The 17,223-nt window shown below is 46.4% G+C and carries 15 protein-coding genes; all 15 read right to left on the bottom strand.

The window, feature by feature from the left end; genetic code table 11:
- Positions 1-18: 18 nt before the first annotated feature.
- Positions 19-942: a UDP-3-O-acyl-N-acetylglucosamine deacetylase gene (gene lpxC, locus L3V43_RS09690; RefSeq protein WP_010368639.1), complete on the bottom strand. Its 924-nt coding sequence runs from the start codon at positions 940-942 to the stop codon at positions 19-21.
- 88 nt (positions 943-1,030) lie between these two features.
- Positions 1,031-2,275: a cell division protein FtsZ gene (gene ftsZ, locus L3V43_RS09685; RefSeq protein ID WP_010605797.1), complete on the bottom strand. Its 1,245-nt coding sequence runs from the start codon at positions 2,273-2,275 to the stop codon at positions 1,031-1,033.
- A gap of 21 nt (positions 2,276-2,296) precedes the next feature.
- Entirely contained in the window at positions 2,297-3,529 is a 1,233-nt protein-coding gene (gene ftsA, locus L3V43_RS09680) for a cell division protein FtsA (RefSeq protein WP_010605798.1), read from the bottom strand.
- Positions 3,526-4,311 carry a cell division protein FtsQ/DivIB gene (locus L3V43_RS09675; protein WP_010605799.1) on the bottom strand — a complete coding sequence of 262 codons (786 nt, stop codon included), beginning with the start codon at positions 4,309-4,311 and terminating at the stop codon, positions 3,526-3,528. Before L3V43_RS09675 ends, ftsA begins: the two co-directional genes overlap by 4 nt.
- A 1-nt stretch (position 4,312) precedes the next feature.
- Positions 4,313-5,224: a D-alanine--D-alanine ligase gene (locus L3V43_RS09670; protein ID WP_010605800.1), complete on the bottom strand. Its 912-nt coding sequence runs from the start codon at positions 5,222-5,224 to the stop codon at positions 4,313-4,315.
- Positions 5,221-6,654: a UDP-N-acetylmuramate--L-alanine ligase gene (gene murC, locus L3V43_RS09665; protein ID WP_235366800.1), complete on the bottom strand. Its 1,434-nt coding sequence runs from the start codon at positions 6,652-6,654 to the stop codon at positions 5,221-5,223. Before murC ends, L3V43_RS09670 begins: the two co-directional genes overlap by 4 nt.
- Before the next feature lie 8 nt (positions 6,655-6,662).
- Complete coding sequence (gene murG, locus L3V43_RS09660) at positions 6,663-7,730, bottom strand: undecaprenyldiphospho-muramoylpentapeptide beta-N-acetylglucosaminyltransferase (protein WP_010605802.1); 1,068 nt, start codon at positions 7,728-7,730, stop codon at positions 6,663-6,665.
- Positions 7,727-8,902, bottom strand: coding sequence for a cell division protein FtsW (ftsW, locus tag L3V43_RS09655; protein ID WP_010368646.1), 1,176 nt, complete (start codon positions 8,900-8,902; stop codon positions 7,727-7,729). The genes murG and ftsW overlap by 4 nt, the downstream gene beginning before the upstream one ends.
- Positions 8,899-10,221, bottom strand: a complete 1,323-nt coding sequence (gene murD / locus L3V43_RS09650) for a UDP-N-acetylmuramoyl-L-alanine--D-glutamate ligase (protein WP_237116462.1) — start codon at positions 10,219-10,221, stop codon at positions 8,899-8,901. Before murD ends, ftsW begins: the two co-directional genes overlap by 4 nt.
- Positions 10,221-11,303 (bottom strand): phospho-N-acetylmuramoyl-pentapeptide-transferase, encoded by a 1,083-nt coding sequence (gene mraY / locus L3V43_RS09645; protein ID WP_010368649.1) that lies wholly within the window; start codon positions 11,301-11,303, stop codon positions 10,221-10,223. Before mraY ends, murD begins: the two co-directional genes overlap by 1 nt.
- Entirely contained in the window at positions 11,297-12,691 is a 1,395-nt protein-coding gene (gene murF / locus L3V43_RS09640; RefSeq protein WP_102056076.1) for a UDP-N-acetylmuramoyl-tripeptide--D-alanyl-D-alanine ligase, read from the bottom strand. The genes mraY and murF overlap by 7 nt, the downstream gene beginning before the upstream one ends.
- A complete protein-coding gene (gene murE, locus L3V43_RS09635; protein ID WP_237116461.1) occupies positions 12,688-14,151 on the bottom strand; it encodes a UDP-N-acetylmuramoyl-L-alanyl-D-glutamate--2,6-diaminopimelate ligase in 1,464 nt (487 codons plus the stop codon). Before murE ends, murF begins: the two co-directional genes overlap by 4 nt.
- Positions 14,144-15,958, bottom strand: coding sequence for a penicillin-binding transpeptidase domain-containing protein (locus L3V43_RS09630; protein ID WP_237116460.1), 1,815 nt, complete (start codon positions 15,956-15,958; stop codon positions 14,144-14,146). Before L3V43_RS09630 ends, murE begins: the two co-directional genes overlap by 8 nt.
- The gene (gene ftsL / locus L3V43_RS09625) at positions 15,955-16,278 is read right to left on the bottom strand and encodes a cell division protein FtsL (RefSeq protein ID WP_010368658.1); all 324 of its coding nucleotides are present in this window, start codon (positions 16,276-16,278) and stop codon (positions 15,955-15,957) included. The genes L3V43_RS09630 and ftsL overlap by 4 nt, the downstream gene beginning before the upstream one ends.
- Positions 16,278-17,210, bottom strand: a complete 933-nt coding sequence (gene rsmH, locus L3V43_RS09620; RefSeq protein ID WP_039494187.1) for a 16S rRNA (cytosine(1402)-N(4))-methyltransferase RsmH — start codon at positions 17,208-17,210, stop codon at positions 16,278-16,280. The genes ftsL and rsmH overlap by 1 nt, the downstream gene beginning before the upstream one ends.
- Positions 17,211-17,223 lie beyond the last annotated feature (13 nt).

The following is a 17,223-nucleotide window of genomic DNA, read 5'->3' as shown; positions in this document are numbered from 1 at the left end:
TGTATTAGCCTAAAAGTCTCATGCCGTTGCGGTATTGATACCCGCTTCCATTCCTGGTGCTGGCATACTGACTGGCTCTTCGAACGTTGCCCACTCCCACGCTGACTCAGTTGCCATGATTTCACGAAGCAACATATTGTTTAGGCCGTGGCCTGATTTATAGCATGAGATCTTACCTAAAATGTTGTGACCTGCCATAAACATATCACCCACACAGTCTAAGATCTTGTGTTTAACAAACTCATCCGCATAGCGCAGGCCATCAGGATTTAATACTTTAAACTGGTCTAAAACAACCGCATTATCCATGCTGCCACCTAAGGCTAGGTTGTTTGCATGCATGTATTCGATATCACGCATAAAACCAAAAGTACGAGCACGACTGATCTCTTCCGTAAAGCTTTGAGCGGTAATGTCTAATCCAATACGTTGGCGGCTAGCATTGATCGCAGGGTGATTGAAGTCGATTTCAAAGTCGATGTGGAAACCATCGTAAGGCTCAATTTCAGCCCACTTGTCGCCATCTTCAACACGCACTTTTTCTTTGATGCGAATAAAGCGCTTGGCAGCGTTTTGCTCTTCAATACCGCCTTTTTGAATTAAGTAGATGAATGGCAATGCACTGCCATCCATAATAGGCACTTCGGCGCTGTCTAACTCTACGATGAGGTTATCAATCCCAAGCGCAGCTACCGCGGCAATCAAATGCTCGGTAGTAGACAAGCGAACGCCGTCTTTATTTGTTAAACACGTACACAGTTGCGTGTCGCCCACAGCTTCCGGTGTTGTTTCAAAATCAACAACAGGGTCTAGATCAACGCGGCGAAATACAACACCTGTATTCACACCAGCTGGTCGGAGAGTGATCGTGACCTTTTCACCTTTGTGTAAACCTACACCTGTGGCTTTAACGACTTGTGCAATCGTACGTTGTTTAATCATATATTCGCCCACTTAAATTCTAGATAGGCGGCGGAGTATAACATAGTTCCACCAAACTGCCAATCTTTGTTTATTTTTTATACAAACTTTAGTCTGACTGCTTACGTAAAAAAGCCGGAATATCGAAGTAGTCACCTTTTTCTTTACTGTCGTTGCCTTTTGCGCTTGCTGAACTAGAAGCTTGTTGTGGCTTCTGTTCTTGCACTTGTGGTGCTGGCGCTTCAGTTGGTTGCTCCGGTTCTGCCGCTGACGTTTGTGGCTGTGTAAAGCTTGGCACATACATGCTCGTTTGTGAGCTAGTTTGTGTGCCACCTACCGCATCTGAGCCTGAGGCTTGTCTAAAGCTATTGTCTACAATACCAAATTGCGGACGACGGTCACCACCTAAGCCTGTAGCAACCACGGTCACTCTAAGCTCTTCGCTCATTTCAGGGTCAATAACAGCACCCACTACCACAGTCGCGTTCTCAGACGCTAACGCTTTAACATGGTTACCAACGACCTCAAATTCTTCGATAGTAATGTCCATGCCAGCAGTGATATTCACCAAAATGCCTTTCGCGCCAGTTAGATCAACATCTTCTAAAAGCGGGCTAGAAATCGCGGCTTCCGCTGCTTCTTGTGCACGATCAGGACCTGTTGCCGAAGCCGTCCCCATCATTGCAGTACCCATTGCTGACATTACAGTTCTCACATCCGCAAAGTCAACGTTGATTAGACCTGAACGTGTGATCAACTCTGCAATACCTTGTACCGCGCCATAAAGCACGTCATTTGCTTTTGCGAAGGCATCTAGCAGTGTAGTCCCTTTACCAAGAACTTTAAGCAATTTGTTGTTTGGAATTGTAATAAGTGAATCTACAATTTCTGACAACTCAGCAATACCTTGCTCAGCCGCAGCCATGCGCTTTTTACCCTCGAGATCGAAAGGACGCGTTACTACAGCCACAGTCAAAATACCTAGTTCTTTTGCTGCGCGTGCAACAACAGGTGCGGCACCGGTACCTGTACCGCCGCCCATACCGGCTGCGATAAATACCATGTCTGCGCCTTCAAGGCTGCTCTTGATGGTTTCTAGATCTTCTTCTGCTGCGCTGCGGCCCACTTCTGGGTTTGCGCCAGCTCCAAGACCTGAGGTAATCTGAGTACCCAGCTGTACGGTAATATCCGCAGACGAACGGCGTAACGCTTGTGCGTCAGTATTCGCTACGATAAAACGTACGCCTTCAATTTCTTGGTTTACCATGTGCTCTACGGCGTTACCGCCGCCGCCACCGACACCGATGACTTTAATGACAGCTTCTTCGCTGTGCTGTTCCATAATATCAAACATCTTCACTCTCCGACTTGAGTATTAAAACTCGCCTTGGAACCATTTTGTAACACGGTTCCACCAACTCCCCTCTGCATCTACTTTCGACTTCTGTGCATTCATCGATTGTAGTGAACGGCCGTATTGTAACAAACCTACCGCCGTTGCATATGCAGGGTCATCCACATAATCTGTTAATCCCTTAATGCCAATTGGTTTCCCTATTCTTACTGGCATTTGGAATATATCTTCTGCGACTTCTTGTGCACCTTGCATCTTGGCGCTACCGCCTGTGATAACAAGACCTGCCGCAATTTGATCTTCAAAACCTGAGCGACGTAATTCTTCTTGTGCAAGCTCAAACAGTTCTCTAAATCTTGGCTCTACCACTTCAGACAAAGTATGACGAGACATTACCCGAGCAGGACGCCCACCAACACTTGGTACTTCGATGGTTTCTTCACTTGATGCCATTTGGCTCGACGCGAAGGCATATTGTACTTTCAGAGACTCGGCATGCGAAATAGGTGTTCTAAATATTTTTGCTATATCGCCTGTGACCTGATTGCCCGCAACTGGGATCACGGCAGTATGACGCAACGCTCCATTCACATAAATCGCAATATCCATGGTGCCACCACCGATATCTAATACCGCAACACCTAGCTCTTTTTCATCTTCAGTCAACACTGAGTAACATGACGCCAAGGCGTTAAACGTTAATTGGTCTACCTGTAAACCACAGCGTTCAACACACTTTTCAATATTCTTTGCCATGTCATTCGAACACGTAATGATATGTGCTTTCGCTTCCATCCTTACGCCACTCATACCCAGAGGGTTTTTGATCCCCTCTTGCATGTCGATGCTATATTCTTGCGGCAATGAGTGCAGCATTTTGCGTTCGGCAGACATAGGCACAGAACGTGCAATGTGAATAACATTGGCAATATCATCGTCTGTGACTTCAGCATTGTTTATTGCCACCACGCCACTTTCGTTTTGACACTGAATATGTTTGCCTGAGATCCCCAAATAAACCGAGCTTATTCTGCAATCGGCCATTAGCTCTGCTTCATCTACAGCGCGTTTAATAGACTCAGAAACGAGGTCTAAATCGTTTACCCCGCCCTTATCCATGCCGTGAGACTCTTGGCGTCCGACACCGACAATACTAAGTTGATTGTCCACAGTGATCTCCCCAACTGTGGCGACGACCTTTGATGTGCCAACATCTAATCCAATCACTAAGTTTCTTTCTGCCGACTTTGTCATGCTTCACTCTTGTTATTTTGTTGTTCTTGCTGCTCAGTAGGTTCTTTCCAACTCACTGCCAGTCCCGTGTCGTAGCGTAAATCAATGACATCGATTACTTTACCTTCAGGGCGTTCCATACGTGGATACACGTCGATAAAACGTTGTACTCGTTTGGCTTTATCTTCACGCCCTAAATTTAAGCGGATCCCATTGTCCAGCCATAGCTGCCAAGCAAATCGTTCTGAAAGCGCTAAACTTTCCAACGTAAACTGATTTACCGCCAACAAGGCTTTAAACTGCTTAAATGTTTGCCATGCTTCTTCAGCACTTCCTTCAGGGCCATATAATTCAGGCAGCCCTTGCGGCAATTTGTTACTACTCGCTTGGAATACTTCGCCATCATCATTGAGTAATGAATCGCTATTCCAATGCGCAACCGGCTGATGTTCCACTACATAGACTTGCAGCGTATCCGGCCATTGTTTTCTGACTGACACTGTCGCAATCCAAGGCAAAGACTTTACCGCCTTGTGGACTGCTTTTACATCAAGCTCAAAAAAACTATTTAAATCTGCGGTTTTAATTGCCGCCACAATGTCATCTTCATTGGTATAATGCGGTTTACCGAGCACTTTGAGTGTTTTTATTTGCGCATCATGATGTGCAACTAACCAATCACTTACCCAGTATGTTCCTCTTACCAATGTAAAAATCACCACAAAGAAGAAGCCAAGTCCCCAAAAAAGGGGCCAGTTCACTCTTGAACCGATCAGCTTCAACCCTGCCAAAAATGCTCGCATATTAAAGCGTTTGCTCCAAAATGCGAACAACTAATTGTTCAAAACTTACACCCGTTGCTTTTGCTGCCATCGGCACCAACGACTTTTCAGTCATACCAGGTACAGTATTTACCTCGAGTAGATAGAAATGACCTTGCTCATCTTGCATGGCGTCAACACGTCCCCAACCAGTGGCACCAACCAATTCAAAAGCGTGCTTTGCCATCACTTGTAATTGCTCAGTGTGTGCAGCGCTAATATCCGCCGGACAATAATACTCGGTACTGTTGACTTGGTATTTCGCTTCATAATCGTAAAAGCCACGAGGCGTACGCATTTCAATAACAGGCAATGCCTCTTTACCAAGCATAGACACGGTAAACTCACGTCCAGTGATCCATTGTTCAACGAGAACTTGATCGTCAAACTTAAAGGCATTATTTAATGCCGCAGTCAGGGTTTCTTCGCTGTCTGCCTGAGCCATACCTATGCTTGAGCCTTCGTGACTTGGCTTTACCATGACTTTGCCAAACTCAGCGATTAGCGCCTTAGCATCAAAACCCGTCTCTTTGCTTACGACAGCATAAGGTGCCGTACTTAACTTGGCAGACTGAAATAGATGCTTACAGCGGACTTTATCCATCGCAAGCGCACTACCAAGTACACCGCTTCCTGTATATGGTATTCCCATAAACTCAAGCGCACCTTGAATAGTACCATCTTCACCGCCACGGCCATGCAGTGCAATGAATACGCGATCCACACCTAGGTCTTTAAGTTGCCATAAATTACGTTCTGCTGGATCAAAAGCAATCGCATCTATACCTTGATTAACGAAGGCATTTAGCACTGCATTACCAGACTTTAGCGACACCTCTCGCTCTGCTGAACTACCGCCAAGTAATACGGCTACTTTTCCAAACTGACTACTCATAATTCACTCTGTTTTAACTGCGCTATCGATAGCCCGGTGGCGGCTAACTGCTTCACGATTTGACCTATATTGCCGGCCCCTTGCGTCAACACTAAATCACCATCTTCCATGGTGCTTGCCAACACTTTCGCCAATTCACCATGGTCACTGATATGGATCGGCTCAACGCCACGTTGACGGAGACTACGGCACAAACTTTTACTATCCGCACCAACGATAGGCGCTTCACCGGCACTATATACATCCAACAGCAGTAGTTTATCAACATCGCAAAGCACTTTTACGAAATCTTCATATAAATCGCGTGTTCGACTATAGCGATGTGGCTGATAAATCATAACCAAACGCTTATCAGGCCAACCAGACTTAGCGGCTTTTATCGTCATCGCAACTTCAGACGGATGGTGACCATAATCATCAACCAGCATCACCTCACCCACTTCATTATTGAATGAGCCGTAATGCTGGAAGCGACGTCCTACCCCTTCAAAGTTGGCTAACGCCTGATAAATCGCTTCGTTTTCAATATTGTGATCTTTTGCAACCGCAATAGATGCCAGCGCATTCAATGCGTTGTGCTTACCTGGCATATTTAGCTTCACTTCAAGTAACTCACCGTCTTTGGTTCTGACTTTAAAGTGTGATTCACTTTGTGTTTGCTTGAAGTCCAATAACTGATAATCCGCATCGTTAGCCTCACCATACGTGATTGTCGGCCTTGCAAAGCGTGGCAATAATTCTCTCACGACTGGCGAATCGATACACACCACCGCCAGACCATAAAATGGTAAGTTATGGATAAACTCGATGTAGGTGTCTTTCATTTTTTCGAAGTCACCCTCGTAAGTATCCATGTGGTCTTCTTCGATATTTGTTACCACCGACACCATCGGCTGCAAATGCAAAAACGATGCATCACTCTCATCCGCTTCTGCGATAAGGTATTCACTGCTGCCCACTTTGGCATTACTACCAGCACTATTGAGCAAGCCACCGATAATAAAGGTTGGATCCAGCTCAGCCCGCGCAAAAATACTCGCAATCAGGCTCGTCGTTGTGGTCTTACCATGTGTTCCAGCTACCGCAATCCCGTGACGAAAGCGCATCAACTCGGCGAGCATTTCGGCGCGACGAACGATTGGCGTACGGTTTGCCTTCGCCGCTTGGATCTCTGGGTTTTGGTCGTTGATTGCACTCGATACCACAACCACATCGGCCATTTTTACATTTTCAGCTTGGTGGCCGATAAAGATCTCGGCGCCCATATTTGTTAATCGCTCTGTCATCGTACTTTTGGCGATATCTGAGCCTGTAATTCGGTAACCTTCAAAGGCCAGCACTTCTGCAATCCCACCCATACCAGCACCACCAATCCCGATAAAGTGGATGGTGTTGATACGTCGCATTGCTCTTCTGCTTGAAGCTTCCATTTAATATCCTAGTTCGATAATTCTGTACAAATTTGGGCAACTTTCGCTGTTGCCTCCGACTTACCGCATTGTCTCGCTTTTGCTGCCATGGTCGCAATTTTTTGCGGCTCAATAACAAGTGGCTGCAGTGTCGTTGCTAGCGTTTCTGGCGTCAGTGCAGTTTGCTGTAATATATAAGCAGCCCCAGCCGACACTAAAAATTGCGCGTTAGCCGTCTGGTGATCGTCAACGGCATGTGGGAAAGGCACAAAAATCGCCGTTTTCCCAGCTGCGGCTATTTCACTCACGGTAAGCGCACCGGCACGGCAAATAACCAAGTCAGCCCAAGCGTATGCGGCATCCATATCATGAATGAACTCGCTGACCTCAGCATTAATGCCTGCACTTTCATATCGTTGTTGTGTATCGTCTTGGTTATGTTTACCGCTTTGATGGCGAATATTTAATCCGATACTGGCCACCTGTAGCTTTAGTAACTTGAGTCCTTCTGGCACGGTTTCATTCAGTGCTTTTGCTCCCAATGAACCACCGACAATTAATAGATTTAACGGCACTGAAACGGGTTTATCGCTAATCTCAGCAACACTTGCACGTACCGGATTCCCCACAACCTGAGCGAGCTTTTCATTGAATGCGCCGGGAAAACCCGCTAATACGCGACTTGCAATTTTCGCCAGCAACTTATTGCTCATACCCGCAACCGCATTTTGCTCATGGATCACCAAAGGGATCCCAAGCAGTTTCGCAGCAACACCTACAGGGCCAGTTACATAACCGCCCATGGCTAACACCACATCAGGTTTGCGCTGTTGTAAAATACGCTTTGCTGCAAGTATCGCTTTTAAAACCATAAATGGTGCGGTTAGTAATCGTTTGACCCCGTTACCACGGACGCCTTTCATGGCAATAAAATCAATTTCAAAACCGTAACGCGGCACCACATCGGCTTCCATTCGGTCCGCAGTGCCAACCCAGCTCACTTGCCAAGCCTGCGCCTGTAAAAATTGTGCCACTGCAATACCTGGAAAAATATGTCCACCTGTACCGCCCGCGACCACTAGAAGACGTTTTGTCATCGCCTACCTCCACGGGATGTTGCCTGCCTTGTCGACATTTTTGTCTCAAAATCTATACGTTGTAGAATGCCTGCCGCGATTGTCATCACCCAAAGGCTAGAGCCACCGTAAGAAACAAATGGCAGTGTTAAACCTTTAGTGGGTAAAATGCCAGCGCTCGCACCAATATTAACGACTGCCTGAAAGGCAAACCAAATACCAATGCCCAAGGCAAAATACCCTTCGTATTCTTTACCTGCTTTAAGGGCCTTTTGCCCGATAAAAAGCGCTCGAGTAACCAATACGCCGAGTACAATAATAATGCTAAATACCCCAATAAAGCCCAGCTCTTCCGCTATTACAGCAAAAATAAAGTCATTATGTGCTTCCGGCAAATACTGTAGCTTTTGTATGCTATTACCCAAGCCTTGACCAAACCAGCCACCTTGGCCGTATGCCATTAGGGATTGTACCAATTGATAACCGGCGCCAAATGGATCTTCCCAAGGGTTTAAAAAGCCCACGACACGCTTCATACGATATGGCTCAATGATGATAAGCAGTACCACCAAAGAGACACCGGTAAGCATTAAGGTAAAAAACTGCCAAAGCCTTGCACCGGCTAAAAACAACAGGCCAACGGTCGTCACAAACATGACCACCACAGTACCTAAATCTGGTTGCATCAAAATTAAGAACGCATACACCGCAAACACAATCATTGGCTTGGCGAAGCCTTTGATGTTTTCTTGTACTTCATCGCGTTTACGTACCAAGTAGCCGGCAATATAGCTGAAGAAAAATAGCTTAGATGCCTCTGCTACTTGCAAACCAAAAGGACCAAGCGGGATCCAGCGTCTTGCACCATTTACTTCGCGACCAATAATGAGTACCGCCACTAACAGTACCAAGCCAAAAAGCAGCAAATATGGATTACTGCGTTTCCACCAAGTCATTGGCACACTTGTCGCGAACCAAAAGAGAATAAACGAGCCCACTAAAAAGATAACGTGGCGAATGGTAAAGTGAAAAGGGTTATCAAATAGTCGCTCGGCAACCGGCATAGAAGCACTTGTCACCATCACAAATCCCACTCCAATAAGCATGAGCATGCAGTACATCAAAGGTACGTCAAATAAGCTCTCGGACTGGCGAGGCGTTAGCGCCTCTTTGATATCAGCGACGTTAATCAAGCATGTTCCCCCACTAAACGGACGAACTCATCCCCACGCGCCATATAGTTTGGATACATGTCTATGCTGGCGCAGGCTGGTGCTAATAATACAATATCACCATTAGTCGCTATCGTTTTTGCCGCCAACACGGCTTCTTCCAAATTGTTGACTTGATGGCTATTGCGCAGCAGTGGCATAAACTGTGCGCCGTCTTGTCCGAAACAAAATAGCGCTTTGCAATGCGTAGTGAGTGGCGTCTTGAGTGGTGAAAGATCTGCCCCTTTCGCATCACCACCCACGATCAAAATAATATTTTTGCGACCTGAAGCTAAAGAATCAATAGCGGCGACCGTCGAGCCAACATTCGTTGCCTTCGAATCGTTGAAGTAACGAACCCCAGCAACATCGGCAACCAACTGACAACGATGAGGTAACCCCGTGAAACTCGCAAACGCGCTGGCAAATACCTGCATAGGCAATTGCATCGGCGCTAATAATGCTAATACCGCCAAGGCGTTAAATTGATTATGTCGCCCCACCATCGCCAACGTTTTTACCGCTAGCAGTGGTGTTTGTTTGTGTGCGAAATACGCCTCACCGTCAAAGGTCATTAAGTGATAATCCCCCTCAGTGAGAGATACACTGCAGCCTTGCCCATGCTGCGCAAAGGTATAATGATCTTCAGCATTAAAGACAATATGTTCAACATGCTGGTAAATACGTTGCTTCGCTTCAATATAAGCTTGAAAATCAGGATAGCGATCCATGTGATCTTCAGTAATATTGAGGATCATTGCCGACAAACAAGCCAAGCTATGAGTGGTTTCAAGCTGAAAACTAGACAGCTCAAGCACATAAACATCATGCGGCTGCTCTAACAACGACAGCACAGACGTGCCAATATTGCCGCCAAGCCCAACTTTTAAGCCAGCGGCTTTCAATACTTCTGTCGCGAGCGTAACAACGGTGGACTTACCGTTAGAGCCCGTAACGGCAATCACTGGACGGGTATTGAGGCGTGCAAATAGCTCAATATCGCCGATGACTTCAACGCCTTCGGCAATGGCAGCGGCAACGCTTTGTTCAAATAACGGGATCCCTGGGCTGATGATAATCAGATCCGTTTGCGCCAAAGCGGCATCAGCAAGATTGCCAAATACCGCTTCACATTCAGGTGCGTTGTGACTTAGCCAGTCCGAGCCCGGAGGTACTGGACGACTATCAACCACTTTTGGATTTATACCGTGCGACAGCAGAAAACGCACAATCCCCTGTCCTGTGACTCCAAGTCCCAGTACCGTGACATGTTTTTTCTGTAATTGCTCAATATACGTCATTATCTAATCTTCAACGTCGCAAGACCGGCCAAAACCAAGATAATCGAGATGATCCAAAAACGGACTATCACGCGCGGCTCAGGCCATCCTTTTAATTCGTAATGGTGGTGAATCGGGGCCATTCTAAAGATCCGCTGACCTCTGAGTTTGTAAGACCCTACCTGTAAAATCACGGATAATGCCTCCATCACAAATACACCGCCCATAATGATAAGCACTAACTCTTGGCGTACTAAAATAGCGATGATCCCGAGTGCACCACCCAACGCCAATGAACCCACATCGCCCATAAAAACTTGTGCCGGATAGGTGTTAAACCATAAGAAACCAAGGCCTGCACCAACAATCGCCGTACATACCACAACCAGTTCACTCGTGAGTGGTAAATGAGGAATATGCAGGTAGCTTGAGAAATTCGCGTTACCAGTAACGTAAGCAATAATCGCGAGTGCTGAGGCAACCAAAATGGTCGGAACAATGGCAAGACCATCCAAACCATCAGTCAGGTTAACTGCGTTTGACGTACCCACAATCACAAAGTAACTCATGACCAAATAGAACAAACCAAGTTGTGGTAATACATCTTTCAAAAATGGCACGACTAGCGTGGTTTCCGCAGCGCTGGTAGACGTAAAGTACAAAAATGCCGCCGTAGATATCGCAATAACCGACTGCCAAAAGTATTTCCAACGTGCAATTAGGCCTTTACTGTCTTTTCTGATCACCTTGCGGTAATCATCCACAAACCCAACAATACCTAAGCTGCCAATGACAAATAACGTCACCCATACATATTTGTTGCTAAGGTCGCCCCACAGTAGCGTACTGGTAAAGATCGCAGCCAGAATTAACAGTCCACCCATAGTTGGGGTACCCGACTTAGACAAGTGCGATTCAGGGCCATCATCACGTACGGTCTGACCAATCTGCATGCGCTGTAATGCAGCGATGAGTTTAGGGCCAAAATACAACGAAATCATTAAGGCCGTTAAAATGCCTAAAATCGCCCTCAACGTAAGGTAAGAAAATACGTTAAACCCAGAATAATATTGGGTAAGATACTCGGCTAGCCAAACTAACATGATACTTCTCCTGTCTCGCTATCCGACTGGCCAGCGTTTACTAATTCTTCAACGAGCAGTTCCATCCGCGCACTACGTGATCCTTTAACGATAACGGTGCATTGTCCTGATTGCTCGGCCAATACAACCCGTAACGCCTTCATTAAGTTCTCGCGAGTCGAGAAATGACGATTTGGCTTTTCAAATACATTGCTAGCGCTGCTACTCAGCACCCCCAATGAAAACAATTCATCAATGCCTTGCTGCTTAGCATACTCGCCGACTTCACGGTGATATTCGCGAGCATCTTCACCCAGTTCTGCCATATCACCCAACGCCAATACTTTATAGCCAGACATAGACGCCAGTAAATCAATCGCCGCGTTGACAGATTTCACGTTTGCATTGTAGGTGTCATCGACGACACGCAACGTGTCCGAGACTTGGATCATGTTGACACGGCCCTTTACTTCAGCCATTTTTCCAAGACCCGTTGCCACCTCACTTAAGCTTGCGCCAAGCTCGGTTGTCAATGCAGCCGCAATCAACGCATTGCCAACGTTGTGCTGGCCACTAAGCGGTAAACTAATGGTGGTACGCTCTTCTCCCAGACATAGCGTGAAGGTAGGGCGAGCTAGCTCATCCAACTCAATTGCTTCCACCCAAATATCAAGCTGAGCATTTAAGCTATAACGTTTCACTTTAGAAACAGCTAAGCTTTCCTGCCACATCTGAGCATAATCGCTATCCGCATTGATGACTGCGACACCGTCAGCTTTTAGGCCTGAGAAAATCTCACCTTTCGCTTTTCCTACGCCATCAATTGAACCAAACCCTTCGATGTGGGCTGGTGCGACGTTACATACTGTCGCCACGTCTGGACTTACTAATGCAGTGGTATAAGCAATTTCACCCAAGTGGTTAGCGCCGAGTTCTATCACCGCATATTCATCATCTTCACTTAAGCGCAATAACGTCAACGGTACCCCGATGTCGTTATTAAAATTACCTTTCGTCGCAAGGACTTTGCCTTTTTGCGCCAAAATCGCCGCACACATTTCTTTCACTGTGGTTTTACCGACACTGCCGGTAATTGCAATGGTTTTAGGGGCGACAGTTTCAATCACTGCTCGGCCAATTTGGCCTAAAGCAATGCGCGTATCTGTAACAACAAACTGTGGTAAATCGATATCTTCATCGTGCTCAGACACAATAGCTGCGATAGCACCGTGTGCTTTGGCCACACCCAAGAAACGGTGGCCGTCAAAGTTAGGCCCTTTAAGTGCTAGAAATACCTCTCCAGACTGTATTGTTCTGGTATCAGTATTAATATTGGCGACTGCCAAATTCTCCCCGTCGTAAGGGGTTTTTAAGACTGCTGCAAGCCAAGAAAAATCCATCTTGATCATGCCTTTTCCCCTCGTAAAATCGCTGCAACGCATTGCCTATCACAAAAATCAATGCGCTCAGTACCTATGATTTGATAATCCTCGTGCCCTTTCCCCGCAATCAGCACCACGCTGTTTTCATCAGCTAGGTCTATCGCGTGTTGAATGGCTAGCCCTCTATCTGGCTGGCAGACAGCATACTCAGGGTGGATGAGTCCTGCCTTAACGTCGTCAATGATTAAATTGGGATCTTCGCTTCGTGGATTATCACTGGTGATCACCAGTTTATCTGCATATTTCTCTGCAGCTCGCGCCATTTCAGGACGCTTACCTTTATCTCTATCACCACCGCAACCAAACACACAGATAAGATTGCCCGGAACATGTGCTCGCAAGGCTTGTAGTGCAAGTGCCAAAGCGTCTGGGGTATGGGCATAATCAACAATACACGTAGGCTTTTCAGGGGCACTAAATGGCTGCATGCGGCCTGCAACTGGCGCGAGCTGGCTGCAAGCTTCGCTTAATGCTTCAAGACTTGTGCCTTGCAATAGTAAAGTCGCAATCGCAGCAGCTAAATTATAAAGATTAAACTCACCATACAGTGGCACACTGACTTCACATTCACCCCAGCTGGTTTTTAATGTCGCCGTCAAACCATTTGGGTGTGCCGACACGGCATCAAAGAATACATATTGTTGGTAGCTATTTTTTTCACTCCAGCGACCGTAAACAACCACTGTATCGTCATTAAACTCAGCGGCCCAACTTGCACCCACTTCATCGTCAATATTGATGACTTTGTGATTTGGCGCACAGCGAGTGAATAGCAGTTTCTTAGCTTCTGCATAGCTTTGCATATCACCGTGATAATCTAAGTGATCGCGCGTCAAGTTGGTGAAAACAGCCACATCAAAGTCGCATTCGTCAACTCGACCTTGCACCAAGCCATGGGAAGAGACCTCCATCGCGACTTGATCATACTGTTGCTGTAAAAACGCCAAAATACGTTGTAAATCTACGTTTGACGGCGTGGTGTTTGCCAGCGGAATAAGACTCTCTGGCTGGCCATAACCAAGCGTACCTATCACAGCCCCGGCACTACCGATTAGGCTGGCTAAATTGGCAATCATCGCTGTCGTGGTAGATTTACCATTGGTGCCAGTAACGCCTGTGAGTTTGAGCTTTTTACTCGGGTATGCATAAAACTGCGCTGCAATTGCTGCCAACTTATCAGCAAGATTATCGATAAAAATCGCTTGCTCTGGTGCAATATTAAGCTCACTTCCCGTTTCTGCAAGCACACATTTAGCGCCTTGCGCAACGGCACTGGCGGCATATTTAGCACCGTTTTGGGCATGACCTTGTAATGCAACAAAACAATCACCCGGCTCAACCGCTCGGCTATCTATACGTAGATGCTCAACCTCAATTGGGGCAATATTGACACCGTAATCACTGAGTACCTGAGCCAGATCACGCATCGTTATCTGCTCCAGAAATATAAGCCACACGCTCTTTATCAGGTGCTACGTTTAGAATTCTCAATGCATTAGACATGATTTCAGCAAAAGCAGGTCCTGCGGTTTGACCGCCATAGTAAACGTCTCCCGCTGGTTCATTGACCATCACCACAACCGCAAGCCTTGGGTCGCTTACTGGTGCAACGCCCGCAAAGTAACCAACGTACTCATCACCATAGCCACCCGCCACGGCTTTTTCTGAAGTACCTGTTTTACCAGCGGCACGATAACCATCAACTTTAACATTACGAGCGGTACCACCACGTTCGAACACAGATTCCATCATCTCTACCACAGCATGCGTATCTTGCTCGCTAAAAATACGCTTACCTTCAGGAATTTCATCCTGCTTCACTATTGTAAGTGGTCGCAAGATACCACCGGCTCCAAACATGGCGTAAAGTCTTGCCATTTGTGCGGTGCTTACTGATACCGCATAACCATAAGAGAGTGTTGCGATTTCAAAATTAGACCAACGGCGGTTTGGATAAAATAGACCTGCGCTTTCACCAATCATGTTTGAGCCCGTTGGCTCACCAAAACCCACTTGTTGGTATAGATTGATAAAATACTCTTTTGGCAGCATCTGCGAGATCTTCGCAACTCCCATGTTACTGGAGATTTTAAGGATCTCTCTTAAGCTCAGCTCACCATTGTTGCGAGTGTCTTTCACTAAGCCACCGCTTAAGTTCATCCAGCCCGGATAAGTATCTATCGTGTCTGTTGCCTTAACTGCACCATAATTTAAACCAGCCAATACCGCTAAAGGCTTTAAGGTTGAACCGGGTTCAAATAGGTCAGTCATAGCACGATTGCGACGTTTATAAGGTGCGGCAGTACTTAGATCGTTAGGATTAAAGCTTGGGCTATTCACCAAAGCTAAAATTTCGCCAGTGTGTACATCAACAACTATCGCCGAACCAGAGGTAGCTTTATAGCTCAGTACCGCCGACTTTAACGCGCGGTAGGCAATGGCTTGGATCCGTAAATCAATACTCAGGTAAACATCTTCTGGCTCGACACGCTGTTCTTCTGAAAGTACTTGTACTTCACGACCTTGCGCATCTTTTCGAATGGTGCGTTTACCAGCCGTACCGGTTAATGCAGAGTCGAACATACGCTCGACGCCTTCAATACCTTTGCCATCAATATCGGTTACACCAATCATGTGCGCTGTTACTTCGCCGCTTGGGTAAAAACGTTTGGACTCGTCAAGCAAGTGCACGCCCGGCAGGCGCATTTGACGAATATAGTTGGCAACAACCGCCGTCACTTGACGCTTCAAATAGACAAAACGACGGCTTGGGTCTCCCCTAAGCCGTTCATCGACATTTTCTGGTTTAAGTCTGAGCACGTCCGCAAGCTCTTTCCACCTGAGCTCATCATCGTACCAAGCTTGTTTCCGTATTTTCATCTCAGCGTCGTTTTGCTCTAACGCTTTGTAATCTTCACCTTCTTTACGGGCTTTACGTAACACTTTTTTGGCCAGTGCCTTGTCAATGGCAAGGGGATCTGCATAAACGCTCACAACCGGCACACTCACTGCCAGCTCTTTGCCATTGCGGTCGAAGATCATGCCTCGTTGGACATTGAGTTTCTCAACCCGTACGGTGCGCTTATCATTTTCTTCAATTGCCTTATCAGGCTCAATTACTTGCAAAAATGCAGCGCGTGCAACAAGCGTCATAAAAACGGTGAGCATCACGCCGCAAACTAGAGCAAAGCGCCAGGTGATAATAGATTGAGTTTTTTGCTTTTGTTTATTCATGGCAGCACAATCACCTGTTCATCTTTACTGGTTGGGCGTTTCATCTCTAACTGCATCTTGGCTATCTCTTCTATCCTTGCATGCTGAGAGTAAAACTCTTCTTCCACAACGAGGTAACGCCATTGTAGGTCTAACTCATCGCGCTGTTGTAATAGCTCATCCTGCTGTATCAATTGCTGGCGAGTTAAATGGGTAATTTGCACTACCGCGAGTGCAGAAATCAAAATCGTAAGTAGCAAGAATGCCGTCAACTTATTAGCAATGATGTAATAGCCTATTTCTACAAATAGATTTGGTTGACGTTGCTTACTTGCATTCATTAGAGCTTCTCCGCCACTCTTAATACTGAGCTTCGCGAGCGTGGATTTTGTGCAATCTCTGCATCGCTAGGCTTAATGGCTTTACCCACTGCCTTTAAGGTGAGATTTTGTTTAAGTTGTTCATCCGTTAAAGGCAGACCTCTGGGTATCGCCTCTCCCTTACTCTGCTTCTTGATAAACTGCTTTACAATGCGATCTTCTAGAGAATGAAACGAGATCACCACTAACCGACCACCAGGTTTTAACACCTCAAGTGACGCTTGCAATGCAGTCTGAATTTCTTCTAACTCGCTGTTAATATAAATACGAATAGCTTGGAAAGTACGAGTTGCAGGATGCTTATGTTTGTCCTTGACAGGCACAGCTTCATCTATCAGTTGTGCTAATTGCGCCGTCGTTGTAATCGCGGTGTGCTCACGTACTTCAATGACTTTACGAGCAATACGAGTGGCAAACTTTTCTTCGCCATACTTTTTGATCACAAACACCATTTCTTCAAGCTCTGCTTCAGCTAGCCACTGTGCAGCGCTGCGACCTGAGTCGGGATCCATACGCATATCCAGTGGCCCGTCTTTCATAAAGCTAAAGCCACGGTCTGCATCATCAAGCTGAGGTGAAGACACACCAATGTCCAACAAGATGCCATCAACCTGACCTAAGATACCGGCTTGTTCCGCGACAGATTTAATTTGCGAGAAGCGGCTTCGCGCTATAGAGAAACGTGTATCATCAGCAAACTTTTCAGCCGCTTTAATCGCTTGAGGGTCTTGATCTATGGCTTGTAAACGCCCAGTCGACAACCTTTTGAGGATTTCACCTGAATGCCCACCACGACCAAACGTCCCATCGATATATATACCTTCAGGGTTAATTGCTAGGGCATCTAGGGTTTCGGTCATTAATACCGAAATATGCTTAAACTCTTCGCTCATTAATTTGTTTACC

The organism is Pseudoalteromonas sp. L23 (genome assembly GCF_021728455.1).
Taxonomy (GTDB): domain Bacteria; phylum Pseudomonadota; class Gammaproteobacteria; order Enterobacterales; family Alteromonadaceae; genus Pseudoalteromonas.
The sequence above is the reverse complement of the archived record's forward strand: the minus strand, read 5'-3'. Positions and strand labels throughout refer to the sequence as shown.